General features: G+C 66.0%; 17 protein-coding genes. 10 read left to right on the top strand and 7 right to left on the bottom strand.

The features are described 5' to 3' along the window. Positions 1–11: 11 nt before the first annotated feature. Both KUV65_RS03825 and KUV65_RS03820 read right to left on the bottom strand, forming a co-directional pair. Positions 12–431 (bottom strand): hypothetical protein, encoded by a 420-nt coding sequence (locus KUV65_RS03825; RefSeq protein ID WP_222187691.1) that lies wholly within the window; start codon positions 429–431, stop codon positions 12–14. Positions 432–554: 123 nt separating this feature from the next. After that, a complete protein-coding gene (locus KUV65_RS03820; protein ID WP_222187690.1) occupies positions 555–2054 on the bottom strand; it encodes a CoA-acylating methylmalonate-semialdehyde dehydrogenase in 1500 nt (499 codons plus the stop codon). 115 nt (positions 2055–2169) lie between these two features. Between KUV65_RS03820 and KUV65_RS03815 the strand changes: the two genes are divergently transcribed. The 7 genes from KUV65_RS03815 (at position 2170) to KUV65_RS03785 (ending at position 8351) form a co-directional block, all read left to right on the top strand. Beyond that, positions 2170–3063, top strand: coding sequence for a LysR family transcriptional regulator (locus tag KUV65_RS03815; RefSeq protein ID WP_222187688.1), 894 nt, complete (start codon positions 2170–2172; stop codon positions 3061–3063). Positions 3064–3165: 102 nt separating this feature from the next. After that, a complete protein-coding gene (locus tag KUV65_RS03810) occupies positions 3166–3600 on the top strand; it encodes a CBS domain-containing protein (protein ID WP_222187686.1) in 435 nt (144 codons plus the stop codon). Between the two features lie 157 nt (positions 3601–3757). Then, positions 3758–4249 carry a pantetheine-phosphate adenylyltransferase gene (gene coaD / locus KUV65_RS03805; RefSeq protein ID WP_222187684.1) on the top strand — a complete coding sequence of 164 codons (492 nt, stop codon included), beginning with the start codon at positions 3758–3760 and terminating at the stop codon, positions 4247–4249. A gap of 39 nt (positions 4250–4288) precedes the next feature. Further along, on the top strand, positions 4289–4792 hold the full coding sequence (locus KUV65_RS03800) for a peptidylprolyl isomerase (RefSeq protein ID WP_222187682.1): 504 nt from the start codon (positions 4289–4291) through the stop codon (positions 4790–4792). Further along, a complete protein-coding gene (locus tag KUV65_RS03795; RefSeq protein ID WP_222187680.1) occupies positions 4785–5387 on the top strand; it encodes a peptidylprolyl isomerase in 603 nt (200 codons plus the stop codon). Before KUV65_RS03800 ends, KUV65_RS03795 begins: the two co-directional genes overlap by 8 nt. Positions 5388–5480: 93 nt before the next feature. Beyond that, the gene (locus KUV65_RS03790) at positions 5481–6458 is read left to right on the top strand and encodes a DUF3179 domain-containing protein (RefSeq protein WP_222187678.1); all 978 of its coding nucleotides are present in this window, start codon (positions 5481–5483) and stop codon (positions 6456–6458) included. 63 nt (positions 6459–6521) lie between these two features. Further along, the gene (locus KUV65_RS03785) at positions 6522–8351 is read left to right on the top strand and encodes an ABC-F family ATP-binding cassette domain-containing protein (RefSeq protein WP_222187676.1); all 1830 of its coding nucleotides are present in this window, start codon (positions 6522–6524) and stop codon (positions 8349–8351) included. Here the strand turns inward: KUV65_RS03785 and KUV65_RS03780 are convergent. Then, the gene (locus KUV65_RS03780; RefSeq protein WP_222187674.1) at positions 8348–8791 is read right to left on the bottom strand and encodes a DMT family transporter; all 444 of its coding nucleotides are present in this window, start codon (positions 8789–8791) and stop codon (positions 8348–8350) included. The genes KUV65_RS03785 and KUV65_RS03780 overlap by 4 nt on opposite strands. 16 nt (positions 8792–8807) lie before the next feature. Next, on the bottom strand, positions 8808–9494 hold the full coding sequence (locus KUV65_RS03775; protein ID WP_222187672.1) for a hypothetical protein: 687 nt from the start codon (positions 9492–9494) through the stop codon (positions 8808–8810). A gap of 131 nt (positions 9495–9625) precedes the next feature. On the opposite strand from KUV65_RS03775, the gene KUV65_RS03770 reads away from it, so the two are divergent. Both KUV65_RS03770 and KUV65_RS03765 read left to right on the top strand, forming a co-directional pair. After that, positions 9626–10027, top strand: coding sequence for a c-type cytochrome (locus KUV65_RS03770; RefSeq protein WP_222187671.1), 402 nt, complete (start codon positions 9626–9628; stop codon positions 10025–10027). Then, complete coding sequence (locus tag KUV65_RS03765; protein WP_222187670.1) at positions 10024–10419, top strand: c-type cytochrome; 396 nt, start codon at positions 10024–10026, stop codon at positions 10417–10419. The genes KUV65_RS03770 and KUV65_RS03765 overlap by 4 nt, the downstream gene beginning before the upstream one ends. Before the next feature lie 194 nt (positions 10420–10613). On the opposite strand, the gene KUV65_RS03760 is transcribed toward KUV65_RS03765, so the two are convergent. The 3 genes from KUV65_RS03760 to KUV65_RS03750 form a co-directional block, all read right to left on the bottom strand. Beyond that, a complete protein-coding gene (locus KUV65_RS03760) occupies positions 10614–11333 on the bottom strand; it encodes a DUF5765 domain-containing protein (protein ID WP_222187669.1) in 720 nt (239 codons plus the stop codon). A gap of 525 nt (positions 11334–11858) precedes the next feature. Then, the gene (parE, locus tag KUV65_RS03755; protein WP_261331584.1) at positions 11859–13820 is read right to left on the bottom strand and encodes a DNA topoisomerase IV subunit B; all 1962 of its coding nucleotides are present in this window, start codon (positions 13818–13820) and stop codon (positions 11859–11861) included. A gap of 114 nt (positions 13821–13934) precedes the next feature. Further along, on the bottom strand, positions 13935–15167 hold the full coding sequence (locus tag KUV65_RS03750) for a tetratricopeptide repeat protein (RefSeq protein WP_222187667.1): 1233 nt from the start codon (positions 15165–15167) through the stop codon (positions 13935–13937). Positions 15168–15386: 219 nt separating this feature from the next. Between KUV65_RS03750 and ppk2 the strand changes: the two genes are divergently transcribed. After that, positions 15387–16388, top strand: a complete 1002-nt coding sequence (gene ppk2 / locus KUV65_RS03745; protein WP_374107067.1) for a polyphosphate kinase 2 — start codon at positions 15387–15389, stop codon at positions 16386–16388. The last annotated feature ends 70 nt before the right edge of the window (positions 16389–16458 follow it).

Below are 16458 nucleotides of genomic sequence, written 5' to 3'. Positions count from 1 at the left end.
GGCGGCTATTTTCACGCCATGCGGCGGGTGAGGTCGCTGAGGCTCATGTCCGGCAGACCGAGCAGGTCAAACGTCTGCGCTTCGTCCTGCAGGATGACGACGACAGGTTTATCCAGCCCCTCCCAACTGCGCTGCGCCATGCGGGCAATCGAGTAAGCGGTTGGGGTCGGGGCCAGATAAAGAATGAAGGAGGGCGCGATGCCCGACAGGAACGTTCCGGCCATTTCTGCTTGGAACGCGATCAGGCCCGGAATGTCATCTTCCATCCCTGTGACCTCGGACAGATCGATCAGAAACCGTTGCCCGGCGCGGGCGAGAGGTTCGGCGACATAGCTGCGGAACGAGGAAAAGCTTTCCTCGATGCCCACCACCCCCCAGTAGCGGACGTAGACCAAGTTCTTGTCGGGCAGCACCCTGTAATCGACCGGCATCGACGAACTCCCCCCATTCGTTCACCGGGTTTTATTGGGTGCTGCCAAATATCGGAAGGGGAAATGAAAAACGCCCCCGCAGCTGTGGTACGGGGGCGTCGTCCGCGGGTGAGCGGTCAGGCCTCAGTCCATGGCCTTGAAGTTGAACGCGGCCCCGTCCTTGATCCCCGAGAACCAGCGCGCCGTGACGGTCTTGGTCTTGGTGTAGAAGCGGAAGGCATCGGGACCGTACTGGTTCAGGTCGCCGAAGGCCGATTTCTTCCAGCCGCCGAAGGTGTGGTAGCTGAGCGGCACCGGGATCGGGAAGTTGATGCCGACCATGCCCACGTTGACCCGGTGGGCGAAATCGCGTGCCGTGTCGCCATCGGCGGTGAAGATCGCCGTGCCGTTGCCATAGGGGTTGTCCATGGTCAGCTTCAGCGCCTCTTCATAGCTGTCGGTGCGCACCTGGCTCAGGACCGGGCCGAAAATCTCTTCCTTGTAGATCTCCATGTCGGGAGTGACGTTGTCGAAGAAGCTGGGGCCAACGAAATAGCCGTTCTCGTAGCCCTGCAATTCGAACCCGCGCCCGTCCACGACCAGCTCTGCGCCCTGGTCCACGCCGCTGTCGATCAGCCCGAGGATGCGATCCTTGGCCTGCGCGGTGATGACGGGGCCGTAATCCACGTCGTCGCCGGCGGTGTAGGGGCCGACCTTCAGCTTCTCGATGCGCGGGATCAGCTTTTCACGCAGCGTGTCGGCGGTTTCCTTGCCCACCGGGACCGCGACCGAGATCGCCATGCAGCGTTCGCCCGCCGCGCCAAAGCCTGCGCCCACCAGCGCGTCGGCGGCCTTGTCCATGTCCGCGTCGGGCATGATGATCATGTGGTTCTTGGCGCCGCCGAAGCACTGCGCCCGCTTGCCGTTATTGGCGGCACGGCCGTAGATGTACTGCGCAATCGGGGTCGAGCCGACGAAGCCCACGGCCTGCACGGTCTCGTTGTCGAGGATCGCGTCGACGCTTTCCTTGTCGCCGTTGACGACCTGCAACACGCCATCGGGCAGACCGGCCTCTTTCAGAAGCTCGGCCAGCCGCAGCGAGGTCGAGGGGCAGCGCTCGGACGGTTTCAGGATCATCGCGTTGCCGCAGGTCAGCGCCGGGGCCATCTTCCACAGCGGGATCATCGCGGGGAAGTTGAAGGGCGTGATGCCTGCCACGACGCCAAGGGGCTGGCGCATCGAGTAAAGGTCGATGCCGGGCCCGCCATCGTCGGTGAATTCGCCTTTCAGAAGGGCGGGGCCGCCCATGCAGACCTCGACCACTTCAAGCCCGCGCTGCACGTCGCCGCGCCCGTCGGGCAGGGTCTTGCCGTGTTCGCGGCTGACCAGCTCGGCCAGCTCGTCCATGTGTTCGTTGATCAGCGCGCCGAATTTCATCATCACCCGCGCGCGGCGCTGCGGGTTGGTCGCGGCCCAGCCCTTCTGCGCCTCGGCGGCGGCGGCGACGGCGGCGTCCAGTTCCGCGGTCGTGGCCAGAGCGACCTTGCCCTGCACCTCGCCGGTGGCGGGGTTCATCACGTCCGCCGTGCGGCCCGACGTGCCGGCAACGTGCTGGCCGTTGATCCAATGTCCGATCTCTTGCATCTCATCCTCCCTGGGACTGTGGCTCGCGTCTCTCGGTGCGCAGTCTAGTCTTGCAAAGACGCGCGTAAAACAGAAAGGTTGCCAAAGTCGTTTTGCGAAAATGCAAGGATGGGCCGTGCGAAACTGGGATGATCTGCGCGTTTTCCTCGCCACGGCGCGCGCCGAAAGCCTGACCGGGGCCGGGCGTGACTTGCGGATGGACCCGGCCACGGTCGGCCGCCGCATCGCGCGGCTGGAGGAGGGGCTTGGCGCCACGCTCTTCGCCAAGTCGCCCCAGGGCTACGCGTTGACCGAGGCCGGGCAGAAGCTGATGACCCATGCCGAGGCGGCCGAGGCGGCGCTGCGCGCAGGAACGGGCGAGGCCAGCGGCGCGGGGGCGGGGCTGTCGGGCACCATCCGTATCGGCGCCCCGGACGGGTGCGCCAATTACCTGCTGCCCCAGGTCTGCGCCCGGATCGCCGAGGCGCATCCCGCGCTCGATATCCAGATCCTCGCCCTGCCGCGCGTCGTGAACCTGTCCCGGCGCGAGGCCGATCTCGCCATCGCCGTCTCGCGCCCCAAGACCGACCGGCTCCGGGCCGAGGCCTTGTCGGAGTATCGCCTGTCGCTCGCCGCCTCGGACGATTGGATCGCGCGGCACGGCGCCCCAACCAGCCCCGCAGACCTCAAGGGCGCGCGCATGATCGGCTATATCCCCGACATGATCTTCGACGCCGAACTCGATTACCTGTCGGCGCTCGGGGTCGCGCATGTGCCGCTGGCCTCGAATTCCATCTCGGTGCAACTGAACCTTGCCCGCGCCGGGGCGGGCTTGGCCGTGGTGCATGATTTCGCGCTGCCCTTCGCGCCGGAACTGCGCCGCGTCCTGCCTGGCGAGGTGGCGCTGACCCGCACCTTCTGGCTGGTCAGCCATGCCGGGCCGCGGGACGCGCGGCTCGACCGGGTGGCGCGGCTGTTGCGCGACGGGATGCGCGCCGAACTGGCCCGCCTGGAGGCCGCCGTTGCCTGAGTGTCGGGCAAGCGTCCTTATTTCTTGACAGAATGTCGCGCTCCGCGCGAGGCTCAACCTTAGGGAGAGGGCCGCCGGCGCCATTCAAGGGAGGAGACGCGCATGCTCGTGCAACAGATACTCAAGGCGAAATCCGATGACGGGGTGGTGACGCTGCCGCCCGGCTCCTCGGTTGCTGCCGCCGCCAAACTGCTGGCGACCCGGCGGATCGGGGCGGTCGTCGTCTCGCCCGACGGCAAGCAGGTCAAGGGCATCGTGTCGGAACGCGACATCGTCCGCGAGCTCAGCCAGAAGGGCGCGAAATGCATGGCGGAAACCGTCGATGCCATGATGACCCGCGAGATCGTGCATTGCGCCCTGGCCGATGCCTCGGACGCGGTGCTGGCGCGCATGACCCAGGGGCGGTTCCGCCACATGCCGGTGATCGAGGCGGGCGAGATGGTGGGCCTGATCTCGATCGGCGACGTGGTCAAGGCGCAGCTCCAGAAGCTGGAAATGGAGAAGGACGCGCTGGAAGGCATGATCAAGGGCTTCTGAGGCAAGCAGAATTTTCGCCAAAATTCTGCGGCTGGAGGTCGGCCATGCGCGCGGCTCGGGCGGTGTTCGGTCGTCGATGCCGCGCCTTTTCGGGTTGCATCCCGCGGCGCAATAATGTTGCGTCTGCCCCGGAAAAGGGAGACGGGGAAGCCAGCCGATGCGCACAGGTTTATATCCGGGGACATTCGACCCGATCACGCTGGGCCATGTCGATATCATCAAGCGCGCCTGCAAGCTGGTGGACAAGCTGGTGATCGGTGTCGCCATCAATCGCGACAAGGGCCCGCTGTTCGACCTCGAAGAACGCGTCGCCATGGTCGAGGCGGAATGCGCCAAGCTGTCGGAGAAGACCGGGACCGAGATCGTCGCCCACCCGTTCGAGAACCTGTTGATCGACTGCGCCCGCGACGTGGGGGCCGAGATCATCATTCGGGGTCTGCGCGCGGTTGCGGATTTCGAGTACGAGTTCCAGATGGTGGGGATGAACCGCTTTCTCGACTCCGATATCGTCACCGTCTTCCTGATGGCCGAGGCCGATCGCCAGCCGATCGCCTCGAAGCTGGTCAAGGAAATCGCGCGCCTCGGCGGCGACGTGAGCCACTTCGTTCCACCCGCGGTCGAGGCCGCGCTGAAAGAGAAATTCGCCTGAGGCCGCGCGCCCGGGCTTTTACATGCCAGAGGACACCACATGGCCGAGATCAAGGATCCCGAGAACACCATCCTGATGGAGCTGAAGGACGGCACCGTCACCATCGAGCTTCTGCCCGACATCGCGCCCCAGCATGTCGCGCGGATGAAGGAATTGGCCCGCGAAGGCGCCTATGATGGCGTGATCTTCCACCGCGTGATCGAGGGCTTCATGGCCCAGACCGGCGACGTGGAGCATGGGCAGGCCGAGGGCGGCAACATCCGCCGCGCGGGCACCGGCGGCTCGGACAAGCCCGACCTTCCGGCAGAGTTCTCGCGCATCCCGCATGATCGCGGCACGCTCGGGGCCGCGCGCTCGCAGAGCCCGAACTCGGCCAACAGCCAGTTCTTCATCAACTTCAAGGACAACCATTTCCTGAACGGCCAATACACTGTTTATGGCCGTGTCATCGCGGGGATGGAGCATGTCGACGCCATCACGCGCGGCGAGCCGCCCGCGAACCCCGACAAGATGATCAGCGTCAAGGTGGCGGCCGATGCGTAAGCTTTTCGCCGCGCTTTGCTGCCTTGCAGCCACGCCGGCGCTGGCCACGGGGTTGGAGATCGACGTCGAGGGCGACGCCAGCGGCACCATCGTCATCGACCTGTTTGAAGAGGTCGCGCCCGAGCATGTCGCGCGCATCGTGACGCTGGCCGAGGAAGGCGCCTATGACGACGTGGTGTTCCACCGCGTGATCGACGGGTTCATGGCCCAGACCGGCGACGTGGAGTTTGGCCGTATGGGCATGGACATGCGCTATGCCGGTCGGGGCGGGTCGGACTATCCCGACCTGAATGCCGAGTTCTCGGACATCCCCTACGAGCGCGGCATCGTCGGCATGGCCCGCGCCCAAAGCCCCAACAGCGCCAATTCGCAATTCTTCATCATGTTCGAACCGGCCCCGCCGCTGGACGGGAACTACACCGTCGTCGGCCAGGTCGTGGACGGCATGGACGTGGTCGACGCGATCAAGCGCGGCCGGGGCCGCAACGGTGCGGTGATCGGCCAGCCCGACCGCATGGTCGCCTTGCGCGTGCTGGAGGAAGATCCTGTCGCTCCGCCGCCCGAGGATGACGAGGCCGAAGCCGACGAAGGCTGATCTGACGCGCAACCACAAGCGCGTGAAGGGGGCTGTTGTGGCCCCCTTTTTCTTGTCAGCCTGACATTGCGTTACAGCGCAGGAGGGCTGGCCGTGTTTCTACGTTCGATCATCGCCATCGCAGGGGTCGGCCTTGCGCTGACCGGCATGGCCCTCGGCCAGTCCGCGGCGCTCGACCGGGGCCAATGGCCCAATACCGATTTCGACAACGCCATTGTCGACCTGTCCGAAATCCGCTCGGGCGGCGTGCCGCGCGACGGGATCCCGGCGCTGGACGACCCCGCGATGATCCCCGCACAGGCCGAGGATCGCCTCGGCGACGCGGAGCCGGTCCTGACCCTGGCCCTCGGGAATGCAACGCCCCGCGCCTACCCGCTGCGTTACCTGACATGGCACGAGATCGTGAATGACGAGGTCGCGGGCCAGCCCGTGGCCGTCACCTTCTGCCCACTGTGCAACACCGCCCTTGTCTTTGACCGGCGGGTCGGGGGCCGCACGCTCAGCTTCGGCGTTTCGGGCAACCTGCGGTTTTCCGACATGGTGATGTATGACCGCGAAACCGAAAGCTGGTGGCAACAAGCGGTTGGCCGCGCCATCGTGGGCGAGATGGCGGGAACGGAGCTGACCGCGCTGCCTGCATGGGTCGAAAGCTGGGACAGTTTCCGCGCAGCCCATCCCAATGGCCTGGTGATGGACGAACCCGACGCCCGCCGCCCCTATGGCCGCAACCCCTATGTCGGCTATGACACCAGCGCGCGCCCCTTCCTCTATGATGGCGAGGATCCGCCCCACGGAATCGACCCTTTGGCGCGTGTCCTGCGGGTGGGCGACCGCGCCTGGCCGCTCCAGCGCCTGTCCGACGCGGGCGTCCTGACCGAGGCGGGCGTGACCATCACCTGGCAGGCCGGCACCGCCTCGGCCCTCGACACGGCCCGCATCTCCGAGGGGCGCGATATCGGCCAGATCCGCGCGCGGGATGCCTCGGGCATGGATGTGGTCCATGACGTCATGTTCGCCTTCGCCTTCCATGCGTTCTGGCCGGACGGGGAATGGATGCTCGGCGCAGAGTGATCGCGCGCCCCAAATGACACCGGCCCATTGACGCCGCTCGGCAATCCCCATAGCTCCGCGCCCATGGCGCGCGCACCTCTCTTGCAACTTTCCGATATCGCCCTGACCTTCGGGGGCGATCCCGTTTTCGACGGTCTCGACCTCGTGATCCACGAAGGCGACCGGCTGGCGCTGGTGGGCCGCAACGGCTCGGGCAAATCGACCCTGATGAAGGTGATGGCTGGGCTTGTCGAACCCGACCGTGGCGCGCGTGTCCTGCCCGAGGGCACGACGACCGGCTACCTCGAACAGGACCCCGATTTCAGCGGCTTCGCGACCCTGGGCGATTTCGCCACCGCCACGCTCGGCCCGTCCGAGGCCTGGCGGGTCGAGGCCGCCGCCGAGGGTCTGAAGCTCAACCTCGACGCCGAAACCTCGCGCGCCTCGGGTGGGGAGCGCCGCCGCGCCGCGCTCGCGCGCCTGCTGGCCGAAGCGCCGGACCTGATGCTGCTGGACGAGCCGACCAACCACCTCGATATCGACGCGATCCAGTGGCTGGAAGGCGAGCTGACCCGCACCAAGGCAGGCTTCGTCCTGATCTCGCATGACCGGGCCTTCCTGCAGGCGCTGGCGCGCGCGACGCTCTGGCTCGACCGGGGCGAGGTGCGGCGCATGGACCGAGCCTTCGATCGGTTCGAGGATTGGCGCGACAAGATCTGGGAAGAGGAAGACCTCGCGCGTCACAAGCTGGACCGCAAGATCAAGGCCGAGGCGCGATGGGCCGTCGAAGGCATCAGCGCGCGGCGCAAGCGCAACATGGGCCGTGTTCGCGCCCTGCAGGACCTGCGCGAAACGCGCGCCAACATGATCCGCCGCCAGGGCACCGCCGCCATGGCGCTGGAGGCCGGGCCGCAATCGGGCAAGCGTGTCATCGAGGCGAAAGGGATTTCAAAGGCTTACGGCGATCAGGTGATCCTGAAACCTTTCGATCTGCGCGTCTTGCGCGGCGACCGCGTGGCCTTTGTCGGCCCGAACGGCGCGGGCAAAACCACGCTTCTGAAAATGCTGACCGGCGAGTTGGAGCCTGATGAGGGCACTGTCACCCTCGGGACCGGGATCGAGATGGCCGTTTTCGACCAGGCCCGCGCGGCGCTGGATCCGGAGGCGACGCTGTGGGAAAGCCTGACGAATGACCCGACCATCGGCGTGTCCGGCCGCTCCGACCAGGTGCTGGTGCGGGGCACGCCGCGCCATGTCGTGGGTTATCTCAAGGATTTCCTCTTCGACGAGGCGCAGGCCCGTGCGCCGGTCAAATCCCTGTCGGGGGGCGAAAAGGCGCGGCTGCTGCTGGCCCGGATCATGGCGCGCGAGTCGAACCTGCTGGTGCTGGACGAACCGACGAACGATCTGGATGTCGAAACGCTCGATCTTCTACAGGATCTTTTGGGCGATTATCCCGGCACCGTCCTGTTGGTCAGCCACGACCGCGATTTCCTCGACCGGGTCGCGACCTTGACCGTCGCGCTGGAGGGGCAGGGCCGCGCCGTCGCCTATGCGGGCGGATGGTCCGACATGCTGGCGCAACGCGCCGTTTCGGGGGCCGATACGCAGCCCGAGCCGATGGCGGAATCGGACAAGCCCGCGAAAGCGGCCAAACCCGCCGCCGTCCCGGTCCCGGCCGCGAAATCCGGGCTCAGCTTTACCGAACAACACCGTTTGAAAGAGCTTCCCGCGCTGATCGAACGGCTGGAGGCCGAGATCGCCAAGCTCTCCGACCTGCTCTCCGATGCCGAGATCTACACCCGCGAACCGGTCAAGGCGCAAAAGGCGACCGAGGCGCTGTCGGAACGGCAATCCAAGCTCTCGGACCTCGAAGAGGAATGGCTGACGCTGGAGGAAAAGGCGGGCGGCTAAGCCCTTGGCGCGAGTTGGGTGATCGCAACGCCTGCCGCCATCACGAGGATACCCAGCAATCGCATCGCCGAAACCGGTGTGACCTGCGCCCCGAAAAGGCCGAAATGGTCGATGGCCGCGGCCGAGATCAACTGCCCGATCAGCACGAAAAAGACCGCGTTGCCGACACCGAAACTCGGTGCGATCCAGGTGATCGTCAGCACGTAGAAGGCCACGAACAGCCCCGCCGTGAACAGGTGCCAGGGCTGTCCCGAAAGCGCCCGCAACGCGCTCGGCCCCGTGATCAACGTCACCACGACCGCCGCCGAGAAGGCGACGACGAACAGCACCACCGCCGCCGCGGCGGGCGATCCGATATTCGCCCCAAGCCTTGCGTTCAACGCTGCCAGAAGGGGAATGCCGACACCCGCCAGCAACATGATGAACGCCTGGTAGGGCATTGATTTCATATCCTTCTCACGAACAGATGCCGCGCAAATCCGCGCCGTCCCACGGCACGACTTCTTCTATCTGATCGGCCCGCGATTGCAGCGGCGTGACCGGCATCACCTGGCGCAGCAACTGCTCAAGTCGGCCAGTCCGCGCGCCATTTGGCTCGACCGCGCGGCAGCACACGTATTCTTCTACAAGAGAGGCCTGCTGCTCGTACCCGTAATCGAGGAAGCGCCGCGCGTCATCGGGGTCGAACAGGTAGGGGTCCTCGATGCGGGCATGTTCGGCAAAGGCTCGGAACGGGTGGTAGCCCGTGACCGCGCGGTTCTGCCATTGCCAGACATGGGTCATCTCGTGGGCAAAGAACATCGCGGCGGCAAGACTCCGGCGTCCATCGCGCCCGCCCACGTAATCGTCGAGGAAGATGTCCTCGCGCACATGCAGCGTGTTGAACAGCGTGATGCCGCCCGTCCGCCCCTCGATGATCGGCGTGTCCGGCGGCGGATAGATCCTCTCGCGGCAGGTGACCTGTGGGCGCGCGGGGTAGCTTTGCACGCCAAGGCCCACCAGCGGGTTTTCCACGATCCGCACCGAGTCGGCATCGAAGCTGTCGCCTTGCAGATCGAACATGTAGGCGCGCTCCGCCTCGGTCAGCGGGCGTCCGCAGGCGGCCAGAAGGACACAGAGCATAACGATCAGCGCACGGGTCATGCCGGCAGCTTAGGCGCTTGTCCGCCCATGTCGAGAGGGGCGGTCCGGCTTTGACACCGATCAAGGCCACGCGACGCGCCACGCGCCACCATTGACGCAAGGACATCGCGCGTACAGAAGGAGGACAAGCCATGAAACCGGTGATTTGGGCGGCCTTGATCGCCATGGCGGCCGCGCCCGCCCTGGCGCAGGACACCGCGGAGGGTGCGCTGCTCTACGAGGCCTATTGCGCCGCCTGTCACGGGGTCGAGGCGCAGGGCGACGGGCGGATGGCCGAGCTTCTGACCATCGAGCCCACCAACCTGACGCAGCTGAGCGCCCGCAATGGTGGCGAATTCCCGACGCTTCAGGTCATCCGCCAGATCGACGGGCGCGACCCGATCCTCGCCCACGGGGGCGACATGCCGCTATTCGGGCGCTGGTTCGAGGGGCAGGGGCCTGACGTGGCGCTTGCCACCGGGGCGGGCCAACCCATCCTTGCACCGCGCCCGATCGCCGATCTGGTCGCCTTCCTCGAGGAGATCCAGGAATGACGCGCCTTTCCCTGATCCTCGCCGCGCTGCTTGCCGCAACTCCCGTCGCCGCGCAGGATGCCGCGCGGGGCGCGCGGCTTTACGCCGAGAATTGCGCCGTCTGCCACGGGGCCGGCCTGCGCGGTGACGGTCCCATGGCCGAGGTGCTGTTGGTGCCGCCGCCCGACCTGACCCGCATCGCTTACCGCTATGAGGGCAATTTCCCCCGCGCGGGCATCGCCTGGCGCATCGACGGGCGCGACCCGATCCTCAGCCACGGGGGGGACATGCCGCTTTTCGGCTTCGTGTTTTCCGACATGTCCGAGGTCCTGCGCACCGAAGGCGGCCAGACCGTGCTGACCTCATCCGAAGTCGTCGACCTCGTCGCCTTCTTGGAGAGCCGCCAGGAGTGAGCGGTGATCCGGGCCGCAGGCCCGGAAAACGGTCCAGTGGACCGTTTGAACCGCGAACGGGCGGAGCCCAATCGGTCCGGCCGAAGGCCGGTGAAGGCTCGGGTGGAGCCTTCAAGATGCGAACGGGCGGAGCCCAGGTGATCCGGGCCGATAGCCGGTGAAACCCCGAACGGTCCGCCCCACCGCGCCGCGCGCTAAGGTGCCGCGCGCCGCCCCGGGGCGATCTTCCGGCGCACCAGCGGGCTCAGCGCGATCAGCACCAAGCCGATCGAGAACAGGCACCAGACCGCGGGCATCTCGTTGGGCATGTCCGTCAGCATGATGGCCAGCGCCGGCCCGAGGACGAGGTGCACGATCACCAGCCGCCACGCCCCGTAGACCAGCGGCAGCACGAACACGGCCAGCATGTAATCGGGATAGGTCCAGCCGCCCGGGATCTCGACCCCCAGCACCCGCGACGCCAGGTCGTTCAGCGGCATGTCCCAGGCGAGGTGCCAGGTGCCGGTGATCGTGCACCACTCGGCCCCGCACAGCACGGTGCCGGGGCGGCACATTCCGGCCCATTCCAGGGGCACCATCCGCGCCAGCAGCAAGACCGAGGCCACCCCCGCCGCCGCAAGAACGGCAAGCCGCGCGCGCTGCGACAGCATCGGAGCGGCGATGGCCATGGCAAAGGCGTTGATGAAGATCGGTTGCAGCGAGATATGGACCCAGGACAGGATCGTCGCCCAGCGGTTCGAGGGCGTGCCGCATTGGTCGATCACCTGGTAGCCCCAAACCTGCAACGCCTCCATCGCGGCGAAAAAGGCCAGGGTGACCGGGATGGCGATCGGGTCGCCGCGCTTGATCGTGACCACGGTTGCAACCGCACCCACGCCCACCATGGCGAGGCTCGCCCCTTCGCTCCAGCACATCGGTCTGTCCCTCCCTGCCAGGGAGAGTGTTGACCTTGGGGCAGGGTGGGTCAAGCGCGGTGTTGGGTGGGGGGCAATGCGGGAGAGGCGTTCAGAATCCCCAGCCGGAACAGCAGCGAAGCTGCCCCCCTTTCACACATCGCTTTCGCGATGTGCTGTCGGGCAGCGGGCCAGCGCCGGCCTGAGCGTGCGCTTGCGCGCGCGAACCGGCAGCGCGTTGCAAAGCAATGCGCGAGAGGCGCCCCGGCGGGCTGGCGCTTTGGCTGGGCTGGGCGCTCCGCTCATTCAGAGCAATGACTTGGCTGGGATAAATCGAGCAGACCGGATGTTGCGGCGCCACCCCACGGGCCGCCGCTGGCCTCTCGTGTCGCGATTGGCAGGCGCTAGAAAAACGGGCCTCTCAACCCTTCCTTAACCTTTCCCTGCTACACCCTCCAGCATTCGAGTCTTCTTCCCCTCATTTCATCCGTTTCCCAAGGGGTTTGCCCCATGCCGTGTCATGTCCTGGCGCCAGTATCGGCGCGTCTATACATCCAGCTCCTCCACGAACCGCGCGTTCTCCTGGATATACTGGAAGCGCAGTTCCGGCTTCTTGCCCATCAGGCGCTCCACCAGGTCGCCGGTCTCGCCCGGCACCTCGTCGTCGATCGACACCCGGATCAGCTTGCGGCTGGCGGGGTCCATCGTGGTTTCCTTCAGGTCCTTCGCGTCCATCTCGCCCAGGCCCTTGAAGCGCGAGACGTCGATCTTGCCCTTGCCGCCCAGGCCCTTGGCCAGCCACGCGTCGCGCTCGGCCTCGTCGAGGCAGTAGACACGCCGCGCCCCTTGCGTCAGGCGGAACAGCGGCGGGCAGGCGAGGTAGAGATGCCCCTTGTCGATCAGCGGGCGCATCTGGCTGAAGAAGAACGTCATCAGGAGCGAGGCGATATGCGCCCCGTCCACGTCGGCGTCGGTCATGATGATGACCTTCTCGTAGCGCAGGTCCTCGATGTTGAATTTCGTGCCCATGCCCACGCCAAGCGCCTGGCACAGGTCGGAAATCTCGGCGTTCTGGCCCAGTTTCGAACTGGCCGCGCCCAGCACGTTCAGGATCTTGCCCCTCAGCGGCAGCAGGGCCTGCGTCTTGCGGTCCCGGCCCATCTTGGCCGAGCCGCCCGCGCTGTCGCCCTCGACGATGAACAGCTCGGTGCCCTCGCGGGCTGAGGTCGAGCAATCGACCAGCTTGCCGGGCAGGCGCAGGCGCTTGGTGGCCGATTTTCGCGCGGTTTCCTTCTCGGCCCGGCGGCGCAAACGCTCCTCGGCGCGCAGCACGAGGAAATCGAGGATCGACCCGGCAGCCTTGGTGTTGGCCGCCAGCCAATTGTCGAAATGGTCGCGCACGCTGGCCTCGACCAGCCGCTGCGCCTCGGTCGTGGCGAGGCGGTCCTTGGTCTGGCCGACGAATTCCGGCTCGGCGATGAAGCACGACACCAGCGCGCAGCCGCCGCTCGTCAGGTCATCGCGGTTGATGTTTCCGGCCTTCTTGTTGCCAACCAGCTCGCCATAAGCGCGGATGCCCTTCAGGATCGCGGCCCAGAACCCGGCCTCATGCGTGCCGCCCTCGGGGGTGGGCACGGTGTTACAGTAGGACTGGATGAAGCCGTCGCGCGCGGGCGTCCAGCTGATCGCCCATTCGACCGATCCCGGCACGCCGAACCGCGGCTGGAACTCGACCTTCCCGGCGAAGGGGGCGTCGGTATAGGTGGCGGAATTGCCCAGTGTCTCGGTCAGGTAATCGGCAAGGCCGCCGGGAAAGTGGAACGTGGCCTCGGTCGGGGTTTCGCCATCGTCGATGGCCGATTTCCAGCGGATCTCGACGCCCGAGAACAGATAGGCCTTGGAGCGGACCATCTTGAACAGGCGCGCGGGCTTGAAGCGGTGGCTGCCGAAGATCTGGTCATCGGCATGGAAGGTGACGGAGGTGCCGCGCCGGTTGGCCGTCGCGCCCAGCTTCTCGACCGGGCCTTGCGGGATGCCGCGCGAGAAGCTTTGCGAAAACAGCTCGCGGTTGCGCGCCACTTCGACCGTCAGACGGTCCGACAGCGCGTTCACCACCGAGACGCCCACACCATGCAGACCGCCCGAGGTCTGGTACGCCTTGCCCGAGAACTTGCCGCCCGCGTGCAGGGTGCACAGGATCACCTCGAGCGCGGATTTGTCGGGGAACTTGGGGTGCGGATCAACCGGGATGCCGCGCCCGTTGTCGCGGATCGTGACCGAGTAATCCTCGTGCAACTCCACCTCGATGCGGTTGGCATGGCCCGCAACGGCCTCGTCCATCGAGTTGTCCAGCACCTCGGCCACGAGATGATGCAGCGCGCGCTCATCCGTGCCGCCGATATACATGCCGGGGCGCTTGCGGACGGGTTCCAGACCCTCCAGCACCTCGATCGAGGAGGCGTCGTAGTCTTGTGGCTCGGGCGTGCCGGACAACAGGTCGTTGGGCATGGGGCGCTGCTCTATCTTGTATGTGTTGGCGCACATCATGGCAGGTTTGGGGGGCGGGGAAAAGAGAGCGCCGCCCCCGCCAAGGTCTTTTGCCCCTGTGCGGCAGGTGCGCGCTCAGAACATGATGACCGGCATGCCGTAGAGTTCCCCGTCGAGGTCGACGGATTGTCCAATGATGCCCTCGAGTTCAAGCGCGAAGGGTGGCATGTTCGCCCGCTCACTGACCAGCCTGTTCGCCTCGGATGCAGGCAAGAGATTGATCGAGGCGCCGCCGCCAACATTGTCGACCGCAACGCCGCCGGGGGGCGAATAATGCCCGTCTCCGCGCAGGTAGAGGTTCAGGGGGCCGATATTGACTCCTCCCTCGACGCGGACATCCACCGATCCATCGCCCTGGACAAGGACATGGATGGTGACGCCGGGAAAGAGGATGGAAAAGCCGGAATTCAGTCCCGGGATCAGGATGCCGTACTCGGGCAGATCCTCGGAACAATCGAACGAAGTCGGGTAGGGCTGACCTTCGCGGCAGGCCATGGTGGCCGACATCTGTTCCATCTCGCACGTGACCGAGTTGATGCCGCCGATGATCGACCGGGGGCAGATCTCCTGGCATCGGAAATTCACGTCGCAGCTGTTTTGCAGAATATCGGAATAGCTGGGCGCGACCTGCGGCAAGGCGCGGGCGGTCAACAGGTGCGCCGGTCCGTTGGGCTCCAACTGGCGGGCGCGGTCAAGGGCCTGTGCCGCCCCCTCGAAATCACCGAGCGCGGTGAGGGCGCGTGCGAGGTTCGACCAGAACAGCGGCATGTTCGGGTCGAGTTCCGTCGCCAACCGCGCCGCCGCCGCCGCGGTTTCCGGATCGCCCGCAAGGCGGGCGACGGTGCCCAGGTTGTTCTGGACCGCTGCGTCGTCGGGTGCGAGCGCGGCTGCCGCCTTGGCCGCGAGTTCGGCCGCGCGCATCCATTCCGCCGGAGCGCTCTCGCCGAGATCGTCTGCCGTGACAGCCAGCGTGGCCGCGAAATTCGACAGGCTGGCGGCGTCCGGCGCCGCCCGGGCGTCGGTTCCGAAAAACCACGCGGCGCGATCGAAATGACGGCGCATGAACAACAGGTGACCGATCGTGTCCCCGGTCATCGCATCGGGCGCGTCGCTGGCAAGGAAGGCCGCGAACGCCTCGACCTCGCCCGGCTCGAAGGTTTCGCCAAGGCTTTCAAGCGCTTGGTCGATGACGGTTTCGAAAGATGTCTGGGCGTGAAGCGGCTGAGGGATACTGATGGCCGCGATGATTGCGAAAACGGTGCACAGCAGAACCGAGTAAAGGGCACGATGGGGTGCATGCAGGCGCATGGCGTTCCCTCCCTTGCTTGGGGCTGGTCAATCGCGCCCCGTTCAAATGCCGAAAGAATACATGGTGCGGGCGTAATCACCAAATTTCGGACTGCTTGGTCGCCCGTTTGTGACGCTTTCTTGACATGCCTCAAGGCGCAACCTGCGCGGGAGTCGTAACCTCCCCACATACCAAAACCGCGAACAGCCCGTAGCGAAGGGACAATACCCGTGAAAGATATTGCCGCCGAGACCACCAGCCCCGTCACCGAAACCGCCGGGGCCGAGGCCCAAGCTGCGGGCGCAGCAGAGATCGAAAAGCCGGTCGAAAAGCCTGCGGCCAAACCTGCCCCCAAGCCCGCTGGCCGCCCGCGCCGGCACGAGCCGTCCCCGGCCGAGATCCGGCAGGCCTTCGAGACGGGCGAGTATCCGTACCAGACCAAGCTCAGCCGCCGCAGTTACGAGGCGCAGAAGGCCAAGCTTCAGGCCGAGTTGCTGAAGGTGCAGAAATGGGTGGCCGAAACCGGTCAGAAGATCGTCATCCTGTTCGAAGGCCGGGACGCCGCCGGCAAGGGCGGCACGATCAAGCGCTTCAACGAGCATTTGAACCCGCGCGAGGCGCGCGTGGTGGCCCTGAACAAACCCACGGACGAGGAACGCGGCCAGTGGTATTTCCAGCGCTACATCCAGCATTTGCCGACATCGGGTGAAATGGTCTTCTACGACCGCTCCTGGTACAACCGCGCGGGCGTCGAGCGGGTGATGGGCTTTTGCGAGCCCAACGAATACCTCGAATTCATGCGCCAGACGCCGGACCTCGAACGGATGCTCGTGCGCTCGGGCATTCGCCTTTACAAATACTGGTTCTCAGTCACCCAGGAAGAGCAGCGCCGCCGTTTCGCCAGCCGCGAGACCGACCCGCTCAAGCAGTGGAAGCTGTCCCCGATCGACCGCGCCAGCCTCGACAAGTGGGACGATTATACCGAGGCGAAGGAAGCGATGTTCTTCTACACCGACACGGCGGATGCGCCCTGGACGGTGATCAAGTCCGACGACAAGAAACGCGCGCGGCTGAACTGCATGCTGCATTTCCTGGATAGTCTCGATTACCCGGACAAGGATCTTCACATCGCCCACGCGCCCGATCCGCTGATCGTGGGGCAGGCGGGGCATGTGATCCACAAGGCCGACCACATCCTTGGTGCGTCGCTGCATCCCGATACGCGTAAGAAGCGGACCTGACCGAACCCACCCCTTGAAACGAAGCGCGCCGCCCGGATCGGGCGGCGCGTTTTGTCATGGAACGTGCGAG

Origin of the sequence: Maritalea mobilis, from assembly GCF_019800885.1 — a bacterium.
GTDB lineage: Bacteria > Pseudomonadota > Alphaproteobacteria > Rhodobacterales > Rhodobacteraceae > Roseibacterium > Roseibacterium beibuensis.
The sequence above is the reverse complement of the archived record's forward strand: the minus strand, read 5'-3'. Positions and strand labels throughout refer to the sequence as shown.